11 protein-coding genes are annotated in these 16,763 nt (G+C 57.8%); 5 read left to right on the forward strand and 6 right to left on the reverse strand.

The genetic code is table 11. The annotated features are described in order from the left end of the window. The first annotated feature begins 262 nt into the window (after nt 1-262). Genes G516_RS0100360 through G516_RS0100370 form a run of 3 tightly spaced genes read left to right on the forward strand, consistent with a single transcriptional unit; the run spans nt 263 to nt 4,756 of the window. Nucleotides 263-997, forward strand: coding sequence for a response regulator (locus G516_RS0100360; protein ID WP_028291965.1), 735 nt, complete (start codon nt 263-265; stop codon nt 995-997). Then, nucleotides 991-3,798: a PAS-domain containing protein gene (locus G516_RS20415; protein ID WP_051218788.1), complete on the forward strand. Its 2,808-nt coding sequence runs from the start codon at nt 991-993 to the stop codon at nt 3,796-3,798. The genes G516_RS0100360 and G516_RS20415 overlap by 7 nt, the downstream gene beginning before the upstream one ends. A 10-nt stretch (nt 3,799-3,808) precedes the next feature. Continuing rightward, nucleotides 3,809-4,756, forward strand: a complete 948-nt coding sequence (locus G516_RS0100370; RefSeq protein ID WP_169449480.1) for an ABC transporter substrate-binding protein — start codon at nt 3,809-3,811, stop codon at nt 4,754-4,756. 328 nt (nt 4,757-5,084) lie between these two features. Here the strand turns inward: G516_RS0100370 and G516_RS0100375 are convergent, their stop codons facing one another. From G516_RS0100375 to G516_RS0100385, 3 genes are all read right to left on the reverse strand, one after another. After that, complete coding sequence (locus tag G516_RS0100375; protein WP_028291967.1) at nt 5,085-5,879, reverse strand: ATP-binding cassette domain-containing protein; 795 nt, start codon at nt 5,877-5,879, stop codon at nt 5,085-5,087. Between the two features lie 11 nt (nt 5,880-5,890). Then, a complete protein-coding gene (locus G516_RS0100380) occupies nt 5,891-6,967 on the reverse strand; it encodes an ABC transporter permease (RefSeq protein ID WP_028291968.1) in 1,077 nt (358 codons plus the stop codon). 124 nt (nt 6,968-7,091) lie between these two features. Further along, nucleotides 7,092-8,114 (reverse strand): sugar ABC transporter substrate-binding protein, encoded by a 1,023-nt coding sequence (locus G516_RS0100385; RefSeq protein WP_028291969.1) that lies wholly within the window; start codon nt 8,112-8,114, stop codon nt 7,092-7,094. 310 nt (nt 8,115-8,424) lie between these two features. Here G516_RS0100385 and G516_RS0100390 point away from each other — a divergent pair, with 310 nt between their 5' ends. Then, nucleotides 8,425-9,414, forward strand: coding sequence for a carbohydrate kinase family protein (locus tag G516_RS0100390; protein WP_028291970.1), 990 nt, complete (start codon nt 8,425-8,427; stop codon nt 9,412-9,414). 4 nt (nt 9,415-9,418) lie between these two features. On the opposite strand, the gene G516_RS0100395 is transcribed toward G516_RS0100390, so the two are convergent. Further along, nucleotides 9,419-10,795, reverse strand: coding sequence for an MFS transporter (locus tag G516_RS0100395; RefSeq protein WP_028291971.1), 1,377 nt, complete (start codon nt 10,793-10,795; stop codon nt 9,419-9,421). A gap of 95 nt (nt 10,796-10,890) precedes the next feature. On the opposite strand from G516_RS0100395, the gene G516_RS23575 reads away from it, so the two are divergent. Then, complete coding sequence (locus tag G516_RS23575) at nt 10,891-11,814, forward strand: LysR family transcriptional regulator (protein WP_051218789.1); 924 nt, start codon at nt 10,891-10,893, stop codon at nt 11,812-11,814. Here the strand turns inward: G516_RS23575 and G516_RS0100405 are convergent. Both G516_RS0100405 and G516_RS0100410 read right to left on the reverse strand, forming a co-directional pair. Further along, nucleotides 11,797-12,912, reverse strand: coding sequence for a hypothetical protein (locus G516_RS0100405; protein WP_156878909.1), 1,116 nt, complete (start codon nt 12,910-12,912; stop codon nt 11,797-11,799). The two genes, G516_RS23575 and G516_RS0100405, sit on opposite strands and share 18 nt — an antisense overlap. Before the next feature lie 93 nt (nt 12,913-13,005). Beyond that, nucleotides 13,006-16,509 carry a hypothetical protein gene (locus G516_RS0100410; protein ID WP_028291973.1) on the reverse strand — a complete coding sequence of 1,168 codons (3,504 nt, stop codon included), beginning with the start codon at nt 16,507-16,509 and terminating at the stop codon, nt 13,006-13,008. Between the last annotated feature and the right edge of the window lie 254 nt (nt 16,510-16,763).

The raw sequence follows: 16,763 nt of genomic DNA on the forward strand, positions 1-16,763 counted from the left end.
TGGCTTTGTTGTTTCTGGACGACGGATCGATCCACGCCCCTATCTACTCCAGCAATTCCCGCGCCCTTCCTCACTTCTGCCGACACTTTTCAGGCCAAGCCCAGCGCTTTGTAACACTTGAAACAATTGCAAGACTGAGCTGTGCTAAAACTGCTGTCACAATAACAGGGTGACGCACACCCGACGTCAGCAGCCGAAGCTGCCCGCTGGTAACAGCGAGCCGACCACCCCAAAACACACGCTCAACCGAACGGCACACACAATGACCGAGACTCGACAACGGATTTTGATCGTCGATGACGAAGCCGATATGCGCGAACTGCTGGGCGATTTACTGGAAGACGTAGGTTATCTGGTGAGTCTTGCCGCCAATGGTCAGCAAATGCAGCAGGCGCTGGACCAACACGCCCATTCACTGGTGATTCTGGATTTGCGCCTGAAAGGCGAAGACGGCATGGACCTGGCCCGCCAGCTGCGCAGCCAGTCGGGCATTCCGATCATGATGTTGACCGGCAAAGGCGATGAAACCGACCGCATCATTGGCCTCGAACTGGCCGCCGACGACTTCCTGATGAAGCCATTCAACAACCGCGAGCTGTTGGCGCGGGTGCGGGCGCTGCTGCGCCGCTCCACCGAGCTGAGCATTCCGGTGCAACGCCAGCAAGACAGTTACAGCCACCAGCGACTGACCTTTGATGGCTGGGTGCTGGACCTCACCAGTCGTGAGCTGACCCATCCGAATGGCAACCCGATTCCTTTGACGTACGCCGAATACGGCCTGCTGGAAACCCTGATCAAAGCACCTAATCGGGTCTTCAGCCGCGACCAGTTGCTGGAAGCCACCCGCGGCCTCAATGTGGATGTGTTCGACCGCACCATTGATGTTCTGACCCTGCGGTTACGCCGCAAAATCGAACCAAACCCGAAACAACCGCGTTACATTCGCACCGAACGCGGCGTTGGCTACAGCTTTTGCGCTGCGGTTACCCAGTGCTGACCAGCGTCCGTCGACTGCAAGCCGGCACCCGGTTACTACTGGCCTTTTCCATTTTGGCCGCCAGTACGCTGGGGCTGGCTTTGATGGGTTGGATTGGCCTCAACAACACCGCCACCTCGGTGACGGAGTTTGAACAGCAATCCTTGCCGGAGATTTCCCGCTCGCTGGAACTGGCCGAACGCACCGCCAACCTCGCCGCCGTGGCGCCCTACGTTGCCGGAGTGAACAGCCCCTTCATGCTGCAAGGCCTGAGCCTGACACTGGAAGACAAGATCAGCCACCTGCTGGCACTGGCCGAATCCCTGCCACAACTGGATGCCGCCACCCCCAACCTGCAACCGCTGTTACTACGGCTGGAGCACACCGCCAAGCGACTGATTGAAGTCACACGCAGCCACCTGTTTGCTCGCGAAGACCTGCGCCAAACCACCTACAACCTGCATCAATTGGCCCGCGAACTGCGCCAACCGCCCCATTCCGAGCAAATCGCCGACCAGTGCCTGCAAATCACGGACTGGTTGTTAATGGCCGCCCGCTCCCCCGATGCCACCGAGCTGGCTCTGCTGCAACAGGATGTGAACAACAGCCTCAGCCGCCTGAACCAGCAGGCCTGGCCCGGCCACCCGGCCGAGCACTGGCTGACCGAACTGCAAGGTTTCAGCAACAGTAGCGAAGGGGTATTCCCGCTGCGTCAGCAACAGCTGCACATGCAGGAAGAAAGCGCGTTTTTGCTGGCTTCGACCCGCGCCATATCCGAACAGCTGTCCGACTCGGTGACCCACTTTGTCGACCAGACCCGCGCCAGCATTGCCCAACGCAGCCAGAAAGTATCGGTGGTGGTGGCTTCCGGCCAAACCGGCATTCTGATCATCAGCCTGCTGTGTCTGGCGGCCGTCGCTGGCGGCATCTGGGTTGTGCGGGAACTGGGACTGGGGCTCAGCCAGATCACCCAGCGCATCAGTCGGCTGGCCAGTGGCGACAGCGCCAGCCAACTGCAAACCGACCAACAGCCGTTACCCGCGGCACAGCGCCAGGATGAAATTGGCGAGCTGGCACGGGCGTTTCAGGTGTTCCGCGATAACGCACTGGCAATGCAGCGCATCAGTGACGACCTCAGCTCCCAGACCCGGCTGCTGGAAACCGTGTTTATCAACATGAACGACGGCCTCAGTGTGTTCGATGCCGACGGCCGACTGGTGGCCTGGAACCCGGGCTACCTGACCGTATTGAAGCTGCCCAAGGCAGACATCCGCAAAGGCATGACCCTGGCACAAATTCACGATTTGCTGCCCGCCGAAGCCCGCGACAGCTGGTCGCAAATGGGGACGCTGCTCGACAAGGATCAGATCAACGCCGCCCGCCAGAATACCTACCAACGCTTCGAGCGACACTTCTCGGACGGCCGTCAGGTCGAATTCCGCAGCAGCCCCATGCCCAGCGGCGGCTTTGTCACCCTCTACAGTGACCTGACCGAGCGCAAAGCCATCGAAGCCCAGCTGCAACAAGCCCAGAAAATGGAAGTGCTGGGGCAACTGACAGGCGGGGTCGCCCACGACTTCAACAACCTGCTGGCCGCCATGTTTGGCAACCTGCAATTGCTGGAGGACGGTCTGATTGAACAGGTACGCAGTGCCGCCGACGCTGACAGTGCCGCCGTCAGCGAAAAAGCCCTCAAACGCCTGCGGCGGGCGATGGCCACCGCCGAACGAGGCAATCAGCTCACCCGCCGTTTGCTGGCGTTCTCACGCAAACAGCAACTGAGCCCCAGTCCAACCCATGTCGACGCCCTGATTCTGGACATGGAAGACCTGTTCGAATACAGCCTGTCGCCCAATATCCAGCTGCAATTGCGGTTAGATTGCGCCGATGCCGTCGTGCTGGTGGACGCTGCCCAGCTGGAAAATGCCTTGTTGAATCTGGCCATTAATGCCAACGCTGCGATGCCCGATGGTGGCACCTTGACCCTGACCACCCGTTACCGAACGGCGTCAGATGCCGATTCCCGCAAGCCGCAGCAAGAAGCACCACCAGACACACCGCCATGGCTGGAAATCGTTATGACCGACACCGGCTGCGGCATCGAGCAGGCTCACCTTGAACGGGTGTTCGAGCCGTTTTTCACCACCAAGGACATTGGTGAAGGCAGCGGCCTTGGGCTCAGCATGGTGTACGGCTTCGTCAAACAATCGGCCGGGGATATCGAGATCCAAAGCCAGCCGGGAGCGGGCACCGAAGTGACCATTCAGCTGCCAGTCAGTGAGCAAAGTCGCCGCCTGCCGCCGGTGGCATCCCTGCTGCCCGCTGACCAACGGCCACTGATCAGCCAGCCAGAAGGGCACACCGGGCTGTCGCCCCAGCACCTGCCACTGCCCGAATCCGTATTGCTGGTCGAAGACGACCCGCAGGTTGCCAGCGCCACCCGGGAACAACTGGAAGCCCTCGGCTGCCAGTGTGTTGATTTGCCCAACGCCGAACAGGCGATCGAGTGGCTGCAACAACAAACACAACCACCAGCCCTGTTACTGACCGATATTAATCTGGGCGCAGGCATGAACGGCCTGCAACTGCGCCAGCAAGTAATGCAACAATGGCCACAGCTGCCGGTGTTGCTGTCTTCCGGCCTCAACCAGCAGCAACTGGTCAGCCGCTATCCGCTGGCAGAGAACGTATTCCAGCAGCCCGGCGCTTCGGAGCTACTGTTGAACAAACCCTGGAACCGCCAGCAACTGGCCAGTGCCTTGCGTCGAAGCCTTGCCCGGCCTGCAGCCACTGAAAATGTACCAATGGGAATCCGACCATGAGATACCTGCCGTGACGTTGTTCTCCTGCTCCACACACTCCCCCCGTGCCACGCTTCGTGCTGCTACCAACGCATTGCTGGGCATTGCGGGCTGGCTCACGGTGGCCAGCTGTCAGGCAGAACTGACCGTTGGGGTATCGGTGTCGGATCTTGGTAACCCCTACTTCGTTCAGATAGCCGAAGGGGCTGAAGCCGAAGCGCGTCGACTGGCCGGGGAAGACGTACGCTTTATTCTGAAATCCAGCGCTTACGACCTGCCCCGTCAGGTACGCCAAATGGAAGGCTTCATCGCCCGAAACGTTGACCTGATTTTGCTGATTGCCGCCAACTACAACGGCATCGAACCGGCCATCCAACAAGCCCAGGCTGCCGGTATTCCGGTGCTGGCGGTCGACGTTAAGGCCCGCGGCGCCGACATTACCGTCACCACCAACAACCGCCAGGCCGGTGAAATTGCCTGCGGCTTTCTGGCCGCGGCACTGGGCCAAAAAGGCAATATTGCGATTGTGAACGGGCCGCCGGTATCGTCGATTGAAGCCCGCGTTGACGGCTGTCTGAGTCAGTTAAAGCAATACCCGGGCATCACCGTGCTCGACAGCAATAACAACGCCGGTGCCAGTCGGTTGGGCGGACTTGAAGTGATGACCCACCTGCTGGCCGAATTCCCCCACATCGACGGCGTATTCGCCATCAACGATCCCAGCGCAGTGGGCGCCGAACAAGCCGCTCAAATGGCCGGTCGGCCGCTGCTGATCACCTCCATCGACGGCGCGCCACTGGCGATTGAGCGCATGCGCCACGACGATTCCCTGATCATCGGCAGCGCCGCCCAACTGCCCGAACAAATGGCCCGCATGGCGATACGAATGGGATACGAATTACTGCAAGGCAAAACCCCGGAGAAGTCCGAAGTACAGATTCCGTCCTATATTATCCACAGGGGCAACTTGCCGGAGTGACGCTCCCCGCGTCAGGCTTGCAGCTATCGACAACGAGCACAGCCTGCGATCAGGCGCGAACCAAGTACGAACCAAGTGCGAAAAGCGGACACAAAAAAACCGGTTCAGAAAGCCTGAACCGGCATAAGAAAAGACCAGCGAACTGGTCACCACAATGCATCCAAGGGAAGCCACTCAAGTACCTGAGCACCTGAACAACGAAGCCCCGAGAAAAACAATCAGGGCTGGCAAGCGCCAAAGGCGCTTTACCAGCGGTCCAGCGTTGAAACAACCGAGCGTTGAAACAACCGAGCGTTAAAACAGTCCAGCGTAAAAAGAACGGGCAGCGTTATTCCGCAAACGCGCCCGCCGGGTGTTCGTGAGGGTCCATCGCCCCCGTCATAATGGCCACCGCTTCGGCCATGGTGTGGGTATCCGGCTTCACTACCGCGCAGCGTTTGCCCAAGCGGTGAATGTGAATGCGGTCGGCCACTTCAAATACGTGGGGCATGTTGTGGCTGATCAGAATCACTGATAGGCCACGGTCACGGACGTCTTTGATCAAGTTCAGTACCTTGCGGGACTCTTTCACACCCAGCGCCGCGGTCGGCTCATCCATGATCACCACGTTGCGAGCAAAGGCTGCCGAGCGGGCTACCGCCACCCCCTGACGCTGACCTCCCGACAGGGTTTCTACCGCCTGGTGGATGTTCTGAATGGTCAGCAAACCCAGTTCCGACAGCTTTTCACGAGCGTGGTCGTGCATGGCTTTCTTGTCGAGCATGCGGAACACCTTGCCCAGAATACCGGGCTTGAGGCGTTCACGACCGAGATACAGGTTGTCGGCAATGTCCAGTGACGGTGCCACCGCGAGGTTCTGATACACGGTCTCAATGCCTGCCTTACGGGCGTCCATCGGACTTTTGAATTTCATTTTCTTGCCATCCAGCAGCACCTCGCCGGAGTCCGGTACCAGTGCGCCGGACAAGGCTTTGATCAGCGAGGATTTACCGGCACCGTTGTCGCCGATGACCGCAAGGATTTCGCCACGGCGCAGTTCAAAATCAGCGCCGTCGATGGCGGTTACATGGCCGTAGCGTTTCACCAGGCCGGAGGCTTTCATTACCAGATCGTGTGTACTCATGGTGTCTCTCCTCACGCCTTACGAATCCACTGATCCATGGCCACCGCCACGATGATCAGCAAACCTACGGTGAATTCCTGCCACAACACGTCAACACCCGCCAGTGCCAGACCGTTACGGAACACGCCCACCACCAATGCACCAATCAGCGTGCCCCAGATCGCGCCGCGACCACCAAACAGGGAGCAGCCGCCAATCACCACCGCGGTGATGGAATCCAGGTTGGCCATCATGCCTGCCTGTGGGCTAACGGAACCGATACGGCCAATCAGAGCCCAGGCACCGATGGCACAGATCACACCCGCCACCACATACACCGACATCAGCACGCGCTCGGTACGAATACCCGCCAGCTTGGCTGCGGCCGGATCATCACCGGTGGCGTACACATGGCGGCCCCATGGGGTCCAGTTCAGCGCGTACCAGACCAGTGCAAACAGGCCGATCATCAACAACGAACCGTAGGTCAGTTTGGCACCCAGAATATCGATGCTCTGGCCAGTCCAGTGCAGCAATGGTGCAGCTTCAGCAATGGCTTTGTAGCGAATGGTTTCAGACTGCGAGTACCACAGGTTGAGAGCAAAAAAGATGTTCCAGGTACCCAGCGTCACAATGAAAGGCGGCAGTCGCAGTACGGTAACCAGAATGCCGTTGATCCAGCCGCAGAAGGCACCGGCGGCCATACCGGCCATAAAGGCAATGACTGGTGGGAAACCCAGCATCACGGCGGTTTTACCCATGATCACCGAGGTCAGTACCATGATGGCACCCACCGACAGATCGATACCGGCGGTCAGAATAATCAGGGTCTGGGCGATACCCAGAATGCCAATAATGGTCACCTGTTGCAGAATCAATGACAGGTTAAATGGCGACAGGAAACGTTCTCCAATCACCATGCTGAAGACCAACACGGCCATCAGCAGCACAATCGCAGGGGCCGCCACCGGGTTACTGTGGAAAAAGCGATGGGCACGTTCAACCAGCGACAGCTGCTCGGTAGCGAAGTTGGCAACCGCGCCACCGGCGCTGTCTGCCACGCGTTCGTGCTCTGCCATATTGTTGTTGGCAGTAGAAGCGTTACTCATGATGGACTCCAGCTGAGCCCGGCCATCCCGACCGGGCAAAGACTCTAAAAAACGAAAATCGGGTAATCAGAATCCGGCTGCGCTGTGCCAATTCCAGCGCAACCGAACGGGCGTCAGGCCGGGCTTAACCCCAGCAGCTGTTGAGGCCCTGCTTGGAGGTTTTCGACTCAATGCCGTCTACCGGGCTGTCGGTAATCAACTCAACACCGGTGTTGACGAAGTCGAGGCCTTCGCTGGCCTGTGGTTTTTTGCCGGTTTTGGCGTATTCCACAATGGCTTCAACGCCCATGGATGCCATCCGCAGCGGGAACTGCATGGAGGTCGCGCCAATCACGCCGTCGGCGATGTTTTCAACGCCTGGGCAACCACCGTCAACGGAGACCACCAGTACGTCGTTCTGACGGCCAACGGCGCGCAGGGCTTCATAGGCACCGGCAGCGGCCGGTTCGTTGATGGTGTACACCACGTTGATTTCGTGATCGCGTTGCAGCAGGTTTTCCATCGCCCGACGGCCGCCTTCTTCAGCGCCCTGGGTCACGTCATGGCCAACGATGCGTGGATCGTTTTCATCGCCAATGCGGTTTGGATTCTTGATGTCGATGCCAAAGCCCTTGAGGAAGCCCTGGTCACGCGCCACGTCGACGGTGATCTGGCTGGTGTTCAGGTCCAGCATGGCGATTTTCGCAGTGGCTGCCTTGTCACCCAGCTGGGCCTTGGCCCATTGGCCGATCATTTCACCGGCCTTGAAGTTATCGGTGGCGAAGGTCGCGTCAGCCGCATCGGCCGGGCTCAGTGGTGTATCCAGTGCAATCACCAGCAGGCCAGCAGCGCGGGCGCGATCAATCGCAGGAACAATGGCTTCCGGGTCGGATGGGGTAATCAGGATGCCCTTGGCACCGGAGGCAATCAGGTTTTCTACCGCTTGTACCTGGGATTGGTTATCACCGTCGAACTTGCCCGCAAAGGTGCGCAGCTCAACACCCATGTCATCGGCCATTTCCTTGGCGCCTTCGCGCATTTTGACGAAGAACGGATTGGTGTTGGTTTTGGTAATCAGACCAACCACTGGCTTGTCGGCCGCAAAAGCGGAGGAAGACAGGGCAGCAGCAGAGAACATGGCCGCAGCGGCCAGAGCTTTGAGTTTCATTCGAGACTCCCGATTATTTTTGTTGTTTGGGTGACATGCTTGTCATAACGACTCGGCGTCGTCAGAAGCAGTTAACTCAGACGACATTAATCGGGCATTTCGTAATCAGCGGCGGCTGTTAACAATTGAAATATTTCAAACCGGCACTGACATTTTGGCGGTTGCGTATTGGGTTATGTTGTCAGGCTACTTGCGCGCCCTTGCGAGCGTGCAACAATTTCGACTTTGAATTCATCGTATTGGCGCAACGACTGGCAGCATGGCCACCCCGAATACGCCGATGCATGCAGGTATCAGGCAGGAAACAACAATGCTAACAACCATTTCCTTTGGCGAAGTACTGATCGACATGCTGTCCAACAAAGTGGGCGGTAACGCCGACAGCGAACAGGAAACCTTTACCAAATTTGCCGGTGGCGCGCCGGCCAACGTTGCCGTTGCGGTTGCCAAACTGGGCGGCGATAGCCGCATGGCAGGCAAGATTGGTGAAGACATGTTTGGCGACTTCCTGCGTGATTCCCTCCATGAAGCCGGTGTGAATACCGACTACCTGCTGAGCACCCGCGAAGCCAATACCGCACTGGCGTTTGTGTCGCTGGACGACAGTGGCGAACGTTCGTTCACGTTTTACCGCAACCCGTCCGCCGACATGCTGTTCCGCGCCGATGAGTTCCAGACCGAATGGTTTGCCAACCCCGGCCTGTTCCACTTTTGCTCCAACACCCTGACTGCCAGCGACATTGCCGCGGCAACCGCAGCCGGGGCCCAAATGGCCGCCGACGCCGGTTGGCTGGTGAGCTTTGATGTGAACCTGCGCCATAACCTCTGGGCCAGCGGCCGTGCCGATGCCGAGCTGGTATGGACGCTGGCCGCCGATGCCCATTTGGTAAAAATGAGCATTGAAGAAATGGACTATCTGCGTGGCGAACAGTCTGAAGAACAGGCCATCGAACAGCTGTTCGAAGGCAGTGCCCAACTGCTGCTGATTACCGATGGTGGCAACCCGCTGCGCTACTTCTTCAAAACCGCCAGCGGCCTGCAGCAGGGCCAGATTACCCCGCCTGCGGTGAAGATGGTCGACAGCACCGCCGCTGGCGATGCGTTTGTGGGTGGTTTGATGGTGCAACTGGCGCAACAGGAAATCAGCGCCGATCAGCTGCTGACGTTCTGCTCAGATACCGCCAAACTGGAGCAAGCATTGGCGTACGCCGCCCGTTGTGGCGGATATGCAGCAGCTCATTACGGTGCTTTTGTAGCGCTGCCAACCCGTGAACAGCTGGAAAGCTTTCACAGCGCCTGACCCCTCACGTTGTGGCTTCTGCGGTGCCCCGCACCGCTCGTCGCAACGCCATGAGCATCACCATGGCCACCAGCAGTAAGCCTACAAACGCCGTCAGCATGCCACTGGCGTAGTACAGCCAACCGATCAGAACCGGGCCGGTGAGCATGCCGCCATAGGCAAACACGCCCATACGTGCCAGGCGGCGGCCTTCCTGTGCCTCGGGTGCGGCATGCTTGTGTTGATCCGCCAGTATCTCCGTTTTGCTTGCTGCCATGCCGGTGTTGTTGTCATCCGACGCATTGGCCGCCAGCGAAAAACACAGTGGAATGATGCTGGCATAGCCAAGGCCAATCAGCAGCCAGGCCGGCAGCGACGCCAGCCAGTAAGGCGACAACAACAGCCATACCAGACCAGTAACACCAATCAGCAGACTCCACTGCAACACCCGTACGCTACCATAGCGGTCGACAAAGCGCGGAGCCGCCAGACGGCCTGCCACCATCGCCAACGAAAATGCGGCAAAACCCAAGGGTGCCTGAGCGTCGGGCGCGCCCTGTTGCACAATCAGGAACAAGGCCAACCAGTCGGCCATCACCCCTTCAATCATGGCGCATCCTGCGGCAACCAGAGCCAGTACAGCAAAACCAGGTGCTGCTCCTGAGCTGAACGTTGCTCCTGAACCAGAAATATCCTGATCGACAGACTGTGATCCCGAATCAGCGGGTTGAGCAGAAGCGGCAAGTTCTGCGGCAGAAGGCAGCGCCTGCGAATGCATAATCCACAGCAGCCCCGGGCCAAACAGCAACAACAAACCGCATGCCTGAATCGACAGGGAGCCGCCCAGCTGCTGAGTCAATGAACCACTGGCAGCGCCTAACCCGGCTCCTACGCTGAACAAGGCATGAAAGCCCGGCATACAGCTGCGCTGGCGGCACTGTTCGTACCGGGCGGCCATGCTGTTCATGGCAACGTCCATCACCGCGTGAAAAAAGCCCAGCGCAAAAATGGCCAGAGCCAGCAACGACAGCGTCCACTGCTGAGCCACAGCCACCAGCGCCAGTCCATAAGGTAAATAACTCCAGATGGCCACCTCCCTGGCACCGCGCTTGTCTACTTGCGGGCCGCCAAAGCGGAAACCGGCCACCGCTCCCAGTGCCAGCAACAACATCAATGCCCCCAGCCACAAACCGTTAAGCTGATAGTCGCGGGCCAGCAGCGGCACCATCGACGCCCAGCCCCCCAACAGCACGCCGTTGAACACAAACAGCAGCGCAATCGACCTGGCTGCCGAACACAGTGCAGGTGAATCTGAAGCGCAGGTACGGGGTAAGGTGTTGGCACGGGATGAGGCACCGCTGGTTAAGCGGCCGATCGGAAGGCCATCCGGAGGGATTTTCATAGTAACGTCGCAGAGTGAATCGGAAGCCGCTATTCTGCGAAAACCGCCCATAAAACGAAGTCGAATGTTTTGCACCACGGATCAAGTTTTTCGATATGTTGCAGCACCTGATCGCCCATCTCCCCTACTTTTCCGCCGTTGCCCGCCATCGCAGTTTTTCCGCTGCGGCTGATGAACTGGCGGTGTCACAGTCGTCTGTCAGCTACCAGATCAACAAGCTGGAAGGAAAGCTGGGGGCCAGACTGCTGCTGCGCGGTAAAGGCAACCGGGTGCAACTCACCCCTCGCGGCGAACAGCTGTTTGATGACTATCGACTGATGGAAAAGCGCTTGCAGCAATCGTTGCAGGACTTCCACCCCGGCAGCACTCAGGTGCGGCTATCGGTGACGGCGCCGGTGGACTTTGGCGTCAAGGTGCTGTGCCCGCTATTGCCGGCACTGGAAGCGGCGGGACTGGAGTTGCAACTGACACTGACGGATGAACTGGTATCGCTGCAACACAGCCAACACCATCTGGCCATTCGTAACCGCTGCGATGACCCCGAGCTGCAATACCTTGGCTGTGGTCGTTTTGCCAACCACCTGATCGCTCCGATTTCCAACGACAGCTCGTCCAGCGACATACCGTCCAACGACAGCTCGGACCTCACACTGAACGAACTGCTGCAACAGCCGCAGCCACCTACATTGGTCGTCCGCGACCTGAACCACAGCAAAACCTGGACTGCTGCCTTTGATGGCGACCTGAACCGCTGGCAAGGCATCCCCAACAAACGGCTGGTCAGCAACACCTTCGGCATTCTGGAAGCGGTCAAGGCGGGGGTTGGGATCGGTATAGTGCCCGCCTACTTCCTGACCCAGACCGAGCGCCAATGGGTGCAGTTGGTCAGTACCACCACAGCGTTGCCGGAAACCGAGTTCCATATTGCCTATCAGGAGTCAGGCACCGCCAGACGCTGGGCGCAACGGCTGGCAACGGTAATCAGACAACACTTTGGTGGGTCAGAAGCGCAGGCTTAGTGCCCCTTGCAGGGCCACCAGCTGGCTGTCATTGATGTTCAACGAATCACTCAGTACCGACAGCTTGCCCCAGCGGTGTTGCAAACCCAGTCGCAACGCCGAGTGTTCCACATCCACAGCGGCTTTCCAGATCACGCTGCCCGCTTGCCAGGCAAGTCCCAATTCATGGCCATTACGAATGCCATTAAACGTGCTCAGTAAGGTCAGGTCCCATGCTTCTGACAACGCCAGCGCCTGTTGCAAACGCTGGAAGCGCGGCGGCCGCATTGTTCTGAACACTTCGCCTTCGCGCTGGTAGACCGGGAAATCGCCGTTGGCGGTGATCTCGCCATCAACAAACTGCCAGTTTTTGGTACCTATGGTGACCGGCGTGTCTTGCCAGTCGATGCGAGCCAGCAGGTTCCAACCCTGATAGTGCATACGATAGCCCTGCCACTGCCAGTCAAACGTCAGGTCGAGGCTGTACAGGTCGCCGTAAGAGCGTTGATCCAGTTGTCGGGCCGGAGGAATCTTGTCTTCGGTGTAGGCGTAATCAACCTCCAGATCTCCGCCCCAGTTGTCGGCGTCGGTGTAATTCAGGGTGCCAGAAACACTGCCCCACAACAGCCGGTAGAGTCGTAACCAGGTCACCGACGGCCTCAGCTGCCAGGAGCGACCAGACCCCAACTGCCAGCCCAACGACAGGCCTTCGCCCTCATAATGACGGGCCCGCACGGTGTCGGTTACCGAGTAATTGCTGGCCAGTTCGATGTCGTTGGCTTCGTAGTAAAAGCCCTGGGCCAGCTGGTTGGACATTTCATATTCGGCGTGATGGCGATACAGGTATTGCAGTTGCAATGGCCCATAGCCAAGGCTGACGGCGTCCTGAAACCACAGCAAACCGTCATCGTCCTGCTCCAGCGTGCCGCTCCAGTTATCCACCAGACCGGCCACCGCCATCGGCCCTGCCCAGGCGTAGATATCGCGCTCGACTCCGGCCTGCCACACAGGTGATGCCGTTGCAGCAGCGGGTTGCCACACGCCTGAACTGGCCGCCAACAACAGCAACGCCGCCGGGCTGCAATGCCACCGCCCGCGCGAGTGTTTCTTCCATGACATCAAGGGAATTCCTCAACCAACCGGGCTAACAAGCCCCATAAAACCTACAAAAACGGGGAGCCGAAGCTCCCCGTTTGATCACGTCAGCGAGTCTTAATTCGCTGCCGATACCAGGAACTCTGGTGTTACCACCAGATTGTATTCACTGCCGTCATCGAACACGAACACCGGAATGCCATCACGCACTTCCAGTGTACCGACTTCGAAGCCACTGGACTTGATGGTGCCACCCAGCTCCACCCCGGACTCACACTCGGCCAGTGCGGTTTCGGTATCACCGGACTCACAGCTGGCGGTGATGTTCATGGTGGTGGTGCCGTTGCTGATCGTCAGCTTGTTACCGGTGGTGCTGGTGAAGCCATTGAGGCTGTTCATACGCAAGGTAACGGAACGCTCACCGTATTCAAGCAACAGGCTGCCAGAGGCATCGTCCAGACCCAGACGGTTCACCACCAGACGGATACGGGCATCGTCCAGCGTGACAACACTGGATTCGATGTTCAGCACCGCTGACATTTTCAGATAGCTGTCTTCGGTTTGCTCGATGCTTTCGAGTGGGCTATCTACAGGAGTTTGATCGTAAACCCAAACTTCCGCCAAAATATCACTTTCACTTGCCAGCACTTCTTCAGAACTCAGATACAGGTTGGACTCCAGAGTGAAAGAGCCCTGGTCAGTCGTTACCTGGATCGTTGAGTAGGCCTCCATATTCAGTGGATATGTTTCCAGTGCCAATGCGACCCACTCTTCCGTTGTCAAATCTGTGCTCTCGGGGTAAAGGGTGTAACCCTCATCTCCATTGATGGTGAGGTAACAAACCCATGGCGCGAGCTCAGGGTCATCGCTACCTTCACTGAAGCATTCTCCAAACAAGTAGTTAACAGCGTTGTTTTCGACCGCGGCACCCGGCGTAAAGTCGTAAGACACACCGCTATAACCTGCTTCAGTCAAGAGATCGCCTAGCAACGTAATTTCACTGGCAAGGCTACCGGGAAAGAGTACATCGTACGAACCATCAGGCACGTCAGTGATGGTGTAGTCTTTACTGAAAGAGTGGGCCATCAACTCAAGGGAAGCGGCATCCTCATCATCCGGTAGTGACTGGTAGTTACCGCTGATCTGCTCAGCCAGCAAACCATAGTCCATGGTCAGCGTTGCACTCAGAGCCACGGTGCCAGCGTCAGCAACCTCTGCGGTCGACACATTCAAGGTGCCGCTTTCCAGTTTGACCATTTCGGTAACCAGATACAGCTCGTCCTCGAAGTAAACCGGCATGCCATCGGCGTCTTTCAGAACACCCATTTGCAAGCTGGCGCTGCCTTCGAAGCTAATGGCGCTGCTGTCGGCTTCCGTCACCGCCAGGTTGCCATAGAAGGCGGTGGTCGGGTTAGCCGGTTCACTGTCTTCACCTTCAAACTCGGTTGTGGTCTGGGAAATCTGACCATCGAATACCACGGTGGCGCCAGCGTCGTTGGTCAGTTTGGTTTGACCACTGAAGCTCGTCATCAAGGATGTCGGTTCCAGCGTCTGAATGTAGTAACCGGCCGCGTCTGACGCTTCCGAATGCTCTCCAGTCAGTTCTGCTGCAAACTCACCCTTGATGTAGTCTTCGGTGCTGTTGGTAACGTCTACATTCACCGCCATGGTGATGCTGGTCGCACCGCTATCTGCCACGCGAGTGACCAGCAGTTCCGAGTCAATCATGGCCGTGGCCTGAGAGAAGTCGGCATCGGTGGTATCAGACGCCACCCCGGTCAGGGTGCCGTTCAGGCCAGCGCTGATCGACACGGTATCGGCCAGACTGACATCGCCTGCCATATTGCTCAGGAAGACATCGCGGGACGCCTGATCGGTAAATGCCATATTGGCAGACGCACCACCGGAGAAGACAAGGCCGTCGCTGCTGCTGATTTGGTAACTGGTCAGTGCATAGTCGATTGCCGTCTCGCCGCCATCCTCGGCCGTCAGTGTCAGCAGCAGGTTGCCACCGCTAATATGCAAGTCAGGCTCTTCAGAATCCACATTGGAGGTACCCATGAAGTTGGCAGAATCAATCAGGCCGCTGTCGTCCACCGTGTAGGTGATCATGAAGTCACCGAGAATTTCTTCAGTGCCATCATCGGCAGTGATCATGTCCTTGATGGAGCCTTCGGTGGTGGTGCCCTCATCAATGTAGCCGTCGCCATTCATGTCCCATACGCTGGTAACGTAGAATTCGTAGGCGCCGTCGTCGTTCATGGTCACCAGCTGGTTGTTAACCAACTCGTCGTGGTTATTCTGTACCTTAGAGGCCAGTGCAACGCTTTCAAGCATCAGGTTGGTGGCGTCGAACAGAATACCCTGGCGGGTTTCCTCGTACTCTTCGCAGTATTCGACCGTCTCGTACGACCCCGTGGTGTCGTTGTATTCTTCAGTGGTCCAGCATTCCGTTTCAACCTCGCTGCTGATCACCAGCTCGTTAAAGCCACGAATCAGATCCGACTGTTCTTCGAACGTTGGTGCCAGCACCTCCAGCGCTTCGGCCTGATCCACGAACGCATCGCCGAGGGTTTGCACGCTGTCATTGTTCAGCGCGGCTTCCCATTCGTTCAGCTCCAGCAACAGGTCGATGGCCTGTTCCGCTGCCAGCGCCTGGGTCATTTCTTCATCGTCTTCGTCTACAACAACGACGGTTTCAGTATCTGGCTCTTCTGCTTCTGCTTCGGTTGCTTCCTGCTCCAGCACCGCCTGGGTAGCACCGAGGTCTGAGCCAGTGGTGGTTTCAGCAACCTCAACAGTCTCTTCGGCACTTTCAAAGATTTCTTCGAGGTCGATCACGTCGTCGCTGGAAGAGTTGGCAGTTAAGCCGCCGTCATTGGCGTAGTCATCTGCCAGGGCTTCAATCACCGTTGCAACGTCCTGATTTCGGCCACTGGCGATGGTCGCAATAGACGCCACAATGGCGCCGTAGAGCTGTTCTTCTGCGCTCGCTGCGCCCGCTGTGGATTCGGTAATATCGGCTGGCACCGAGTTGGTGATATCGATGTTGTCCAGACCCAGCAAGGTCGCAGTGGCGTTGTTGGCAGAGGCCACTTGACTGGAGGACGTGTAGCCTGCACTTTCAATACGCTTGGCCGCCAGGTGGGTTACCGGCGTTACCATCAGGCTTTTGGCGGTGTCAGAACCAAACGACGGCAGTACTGCAGTAAGCTCAAAGTCGGTGTTGTTGTACGGGTAAAACTGGCCAAAGGTGTAGCTGTTGCCGTTCCAAGTGCAACCCGTTGCTGAGTCACACTTCACTTGGGTGGCACTGTTGGTGGTCATGGTGACCTTGATGGGCGCATTGGCCGGGATATTGGTCATGCCTTCAAGGCTGTATCGGCCCTCGGCATTCGTTGTGGTGATGCCGTATTCGGTACTGCCATCCAGACTGGTCGCTCGCACGGTGGCATTCACCAGAATACCTTTCACCGCCAGCCCCGTGAGGCTGACCTGGGTGGTCTCACCATCACCGCCTTCGGACCCGGAATCGTTGCTCGAGCTGCTTGAGCCACCGCCACAGGCCGTTAACCCCAATGCGATTGCCAGCACCAGCGGGCTTGCCTTGAACTTGTCCATCGTCATATCCCTTGTTGGCCAAATTTTGATCGAGTGTAATGTTGTTAAGAAAAGTCTCATCAAATCGTCAGCTAAATAATGGCCAAACCCTGTTTAAAAACAAGCGGTCGATGGAACTATTCGGGCAATAAGTCGGGAAAAGTCAGCCGTGGGATTATTGAGGATCAGATGTAAGCCACAATACACGTAATGACGATTGCGACTGTCTGCAATGAGGCCAAGTAACAAGGACTAGTAACAAGGACTGGCAATAA

It is taken from the genome of Oceanobacter kriegii DSM 6294 (assembly GCF_000422845.1).
In the GTDB taxonomy this organism is placed as follows: domain Bacteria; phylum Pseudomonadota; class Gammaproteobacteria; order Pseudomonadales; family Oceanobacteraceae; genus Oceanobacter; species Oceanobacter kriegii.

Bases quoted from the DNA above. Each gene is read 5' to 3' on its own strand.
- G516_RS0100360 (WP_028291965.1), top strand. From the start codon at position 263: ATGACCGAGACTCGACAACGGATTTTGATCGTCGATGACGAAGCCGAT.
- G516_RS0100375 (WP_028291967.1), bottom strand. From the start codon at position 5,879: ATGAGTACACACGATCTGGTAATGAAAGCCTCCGGCCTGGTGAAACGC.
- G516_RS0100380 (WP_028291968.1), bottom strand. From the start codon at position 6,967: ATGAGTAACGCTTCTACTGCCAACAACAATATGGCAGAGCACGAACGC.
- G516_RS0100385 (WP_028291969.1), bottom strand. From the start codon at position 8,114: ATGAAACTCAAAGCTCTGGCCGCTGCGGCCATGTTCTCTGCTGCTGCC.
- G516_RS0100390 (WP_028291970.1), top strand. From the start codon at position 8,425: ATGCTAACAACCATTTCCTTTGGCGAAGTACTGATCGACATGCTGTCC.
- G516_RS0100395 (WP_028291971.1), bottom strand. From the start codon at position 10,795: ATGAAAATCCCTCCGGATGGCCTTCCGATCGGCCGCTTAACCAGCGGT.
- G516_RS23575 (WP_051218789.1), top strand. From the start codon at position 10,891: ATGTTGCAGCACCTGATCGCCCATCTCCCCTACTTTTCCGCCGTTGCC.
- G516_RS0100405 (WP_156878909.1), bottom strand. From the start codon at position 12,912: ATGTCATGGAAGAAACACTCGCGCGGGCGGTGGCATTGCAGCCCGGCG.
- G516_RS0100410 (WP_028291973.1), bottom strand. From the start codon at position 16,509: ATGGACAAGTTCAAGGCAAGCCCGCTGGTGCTGGCAATCGCATTGGGG.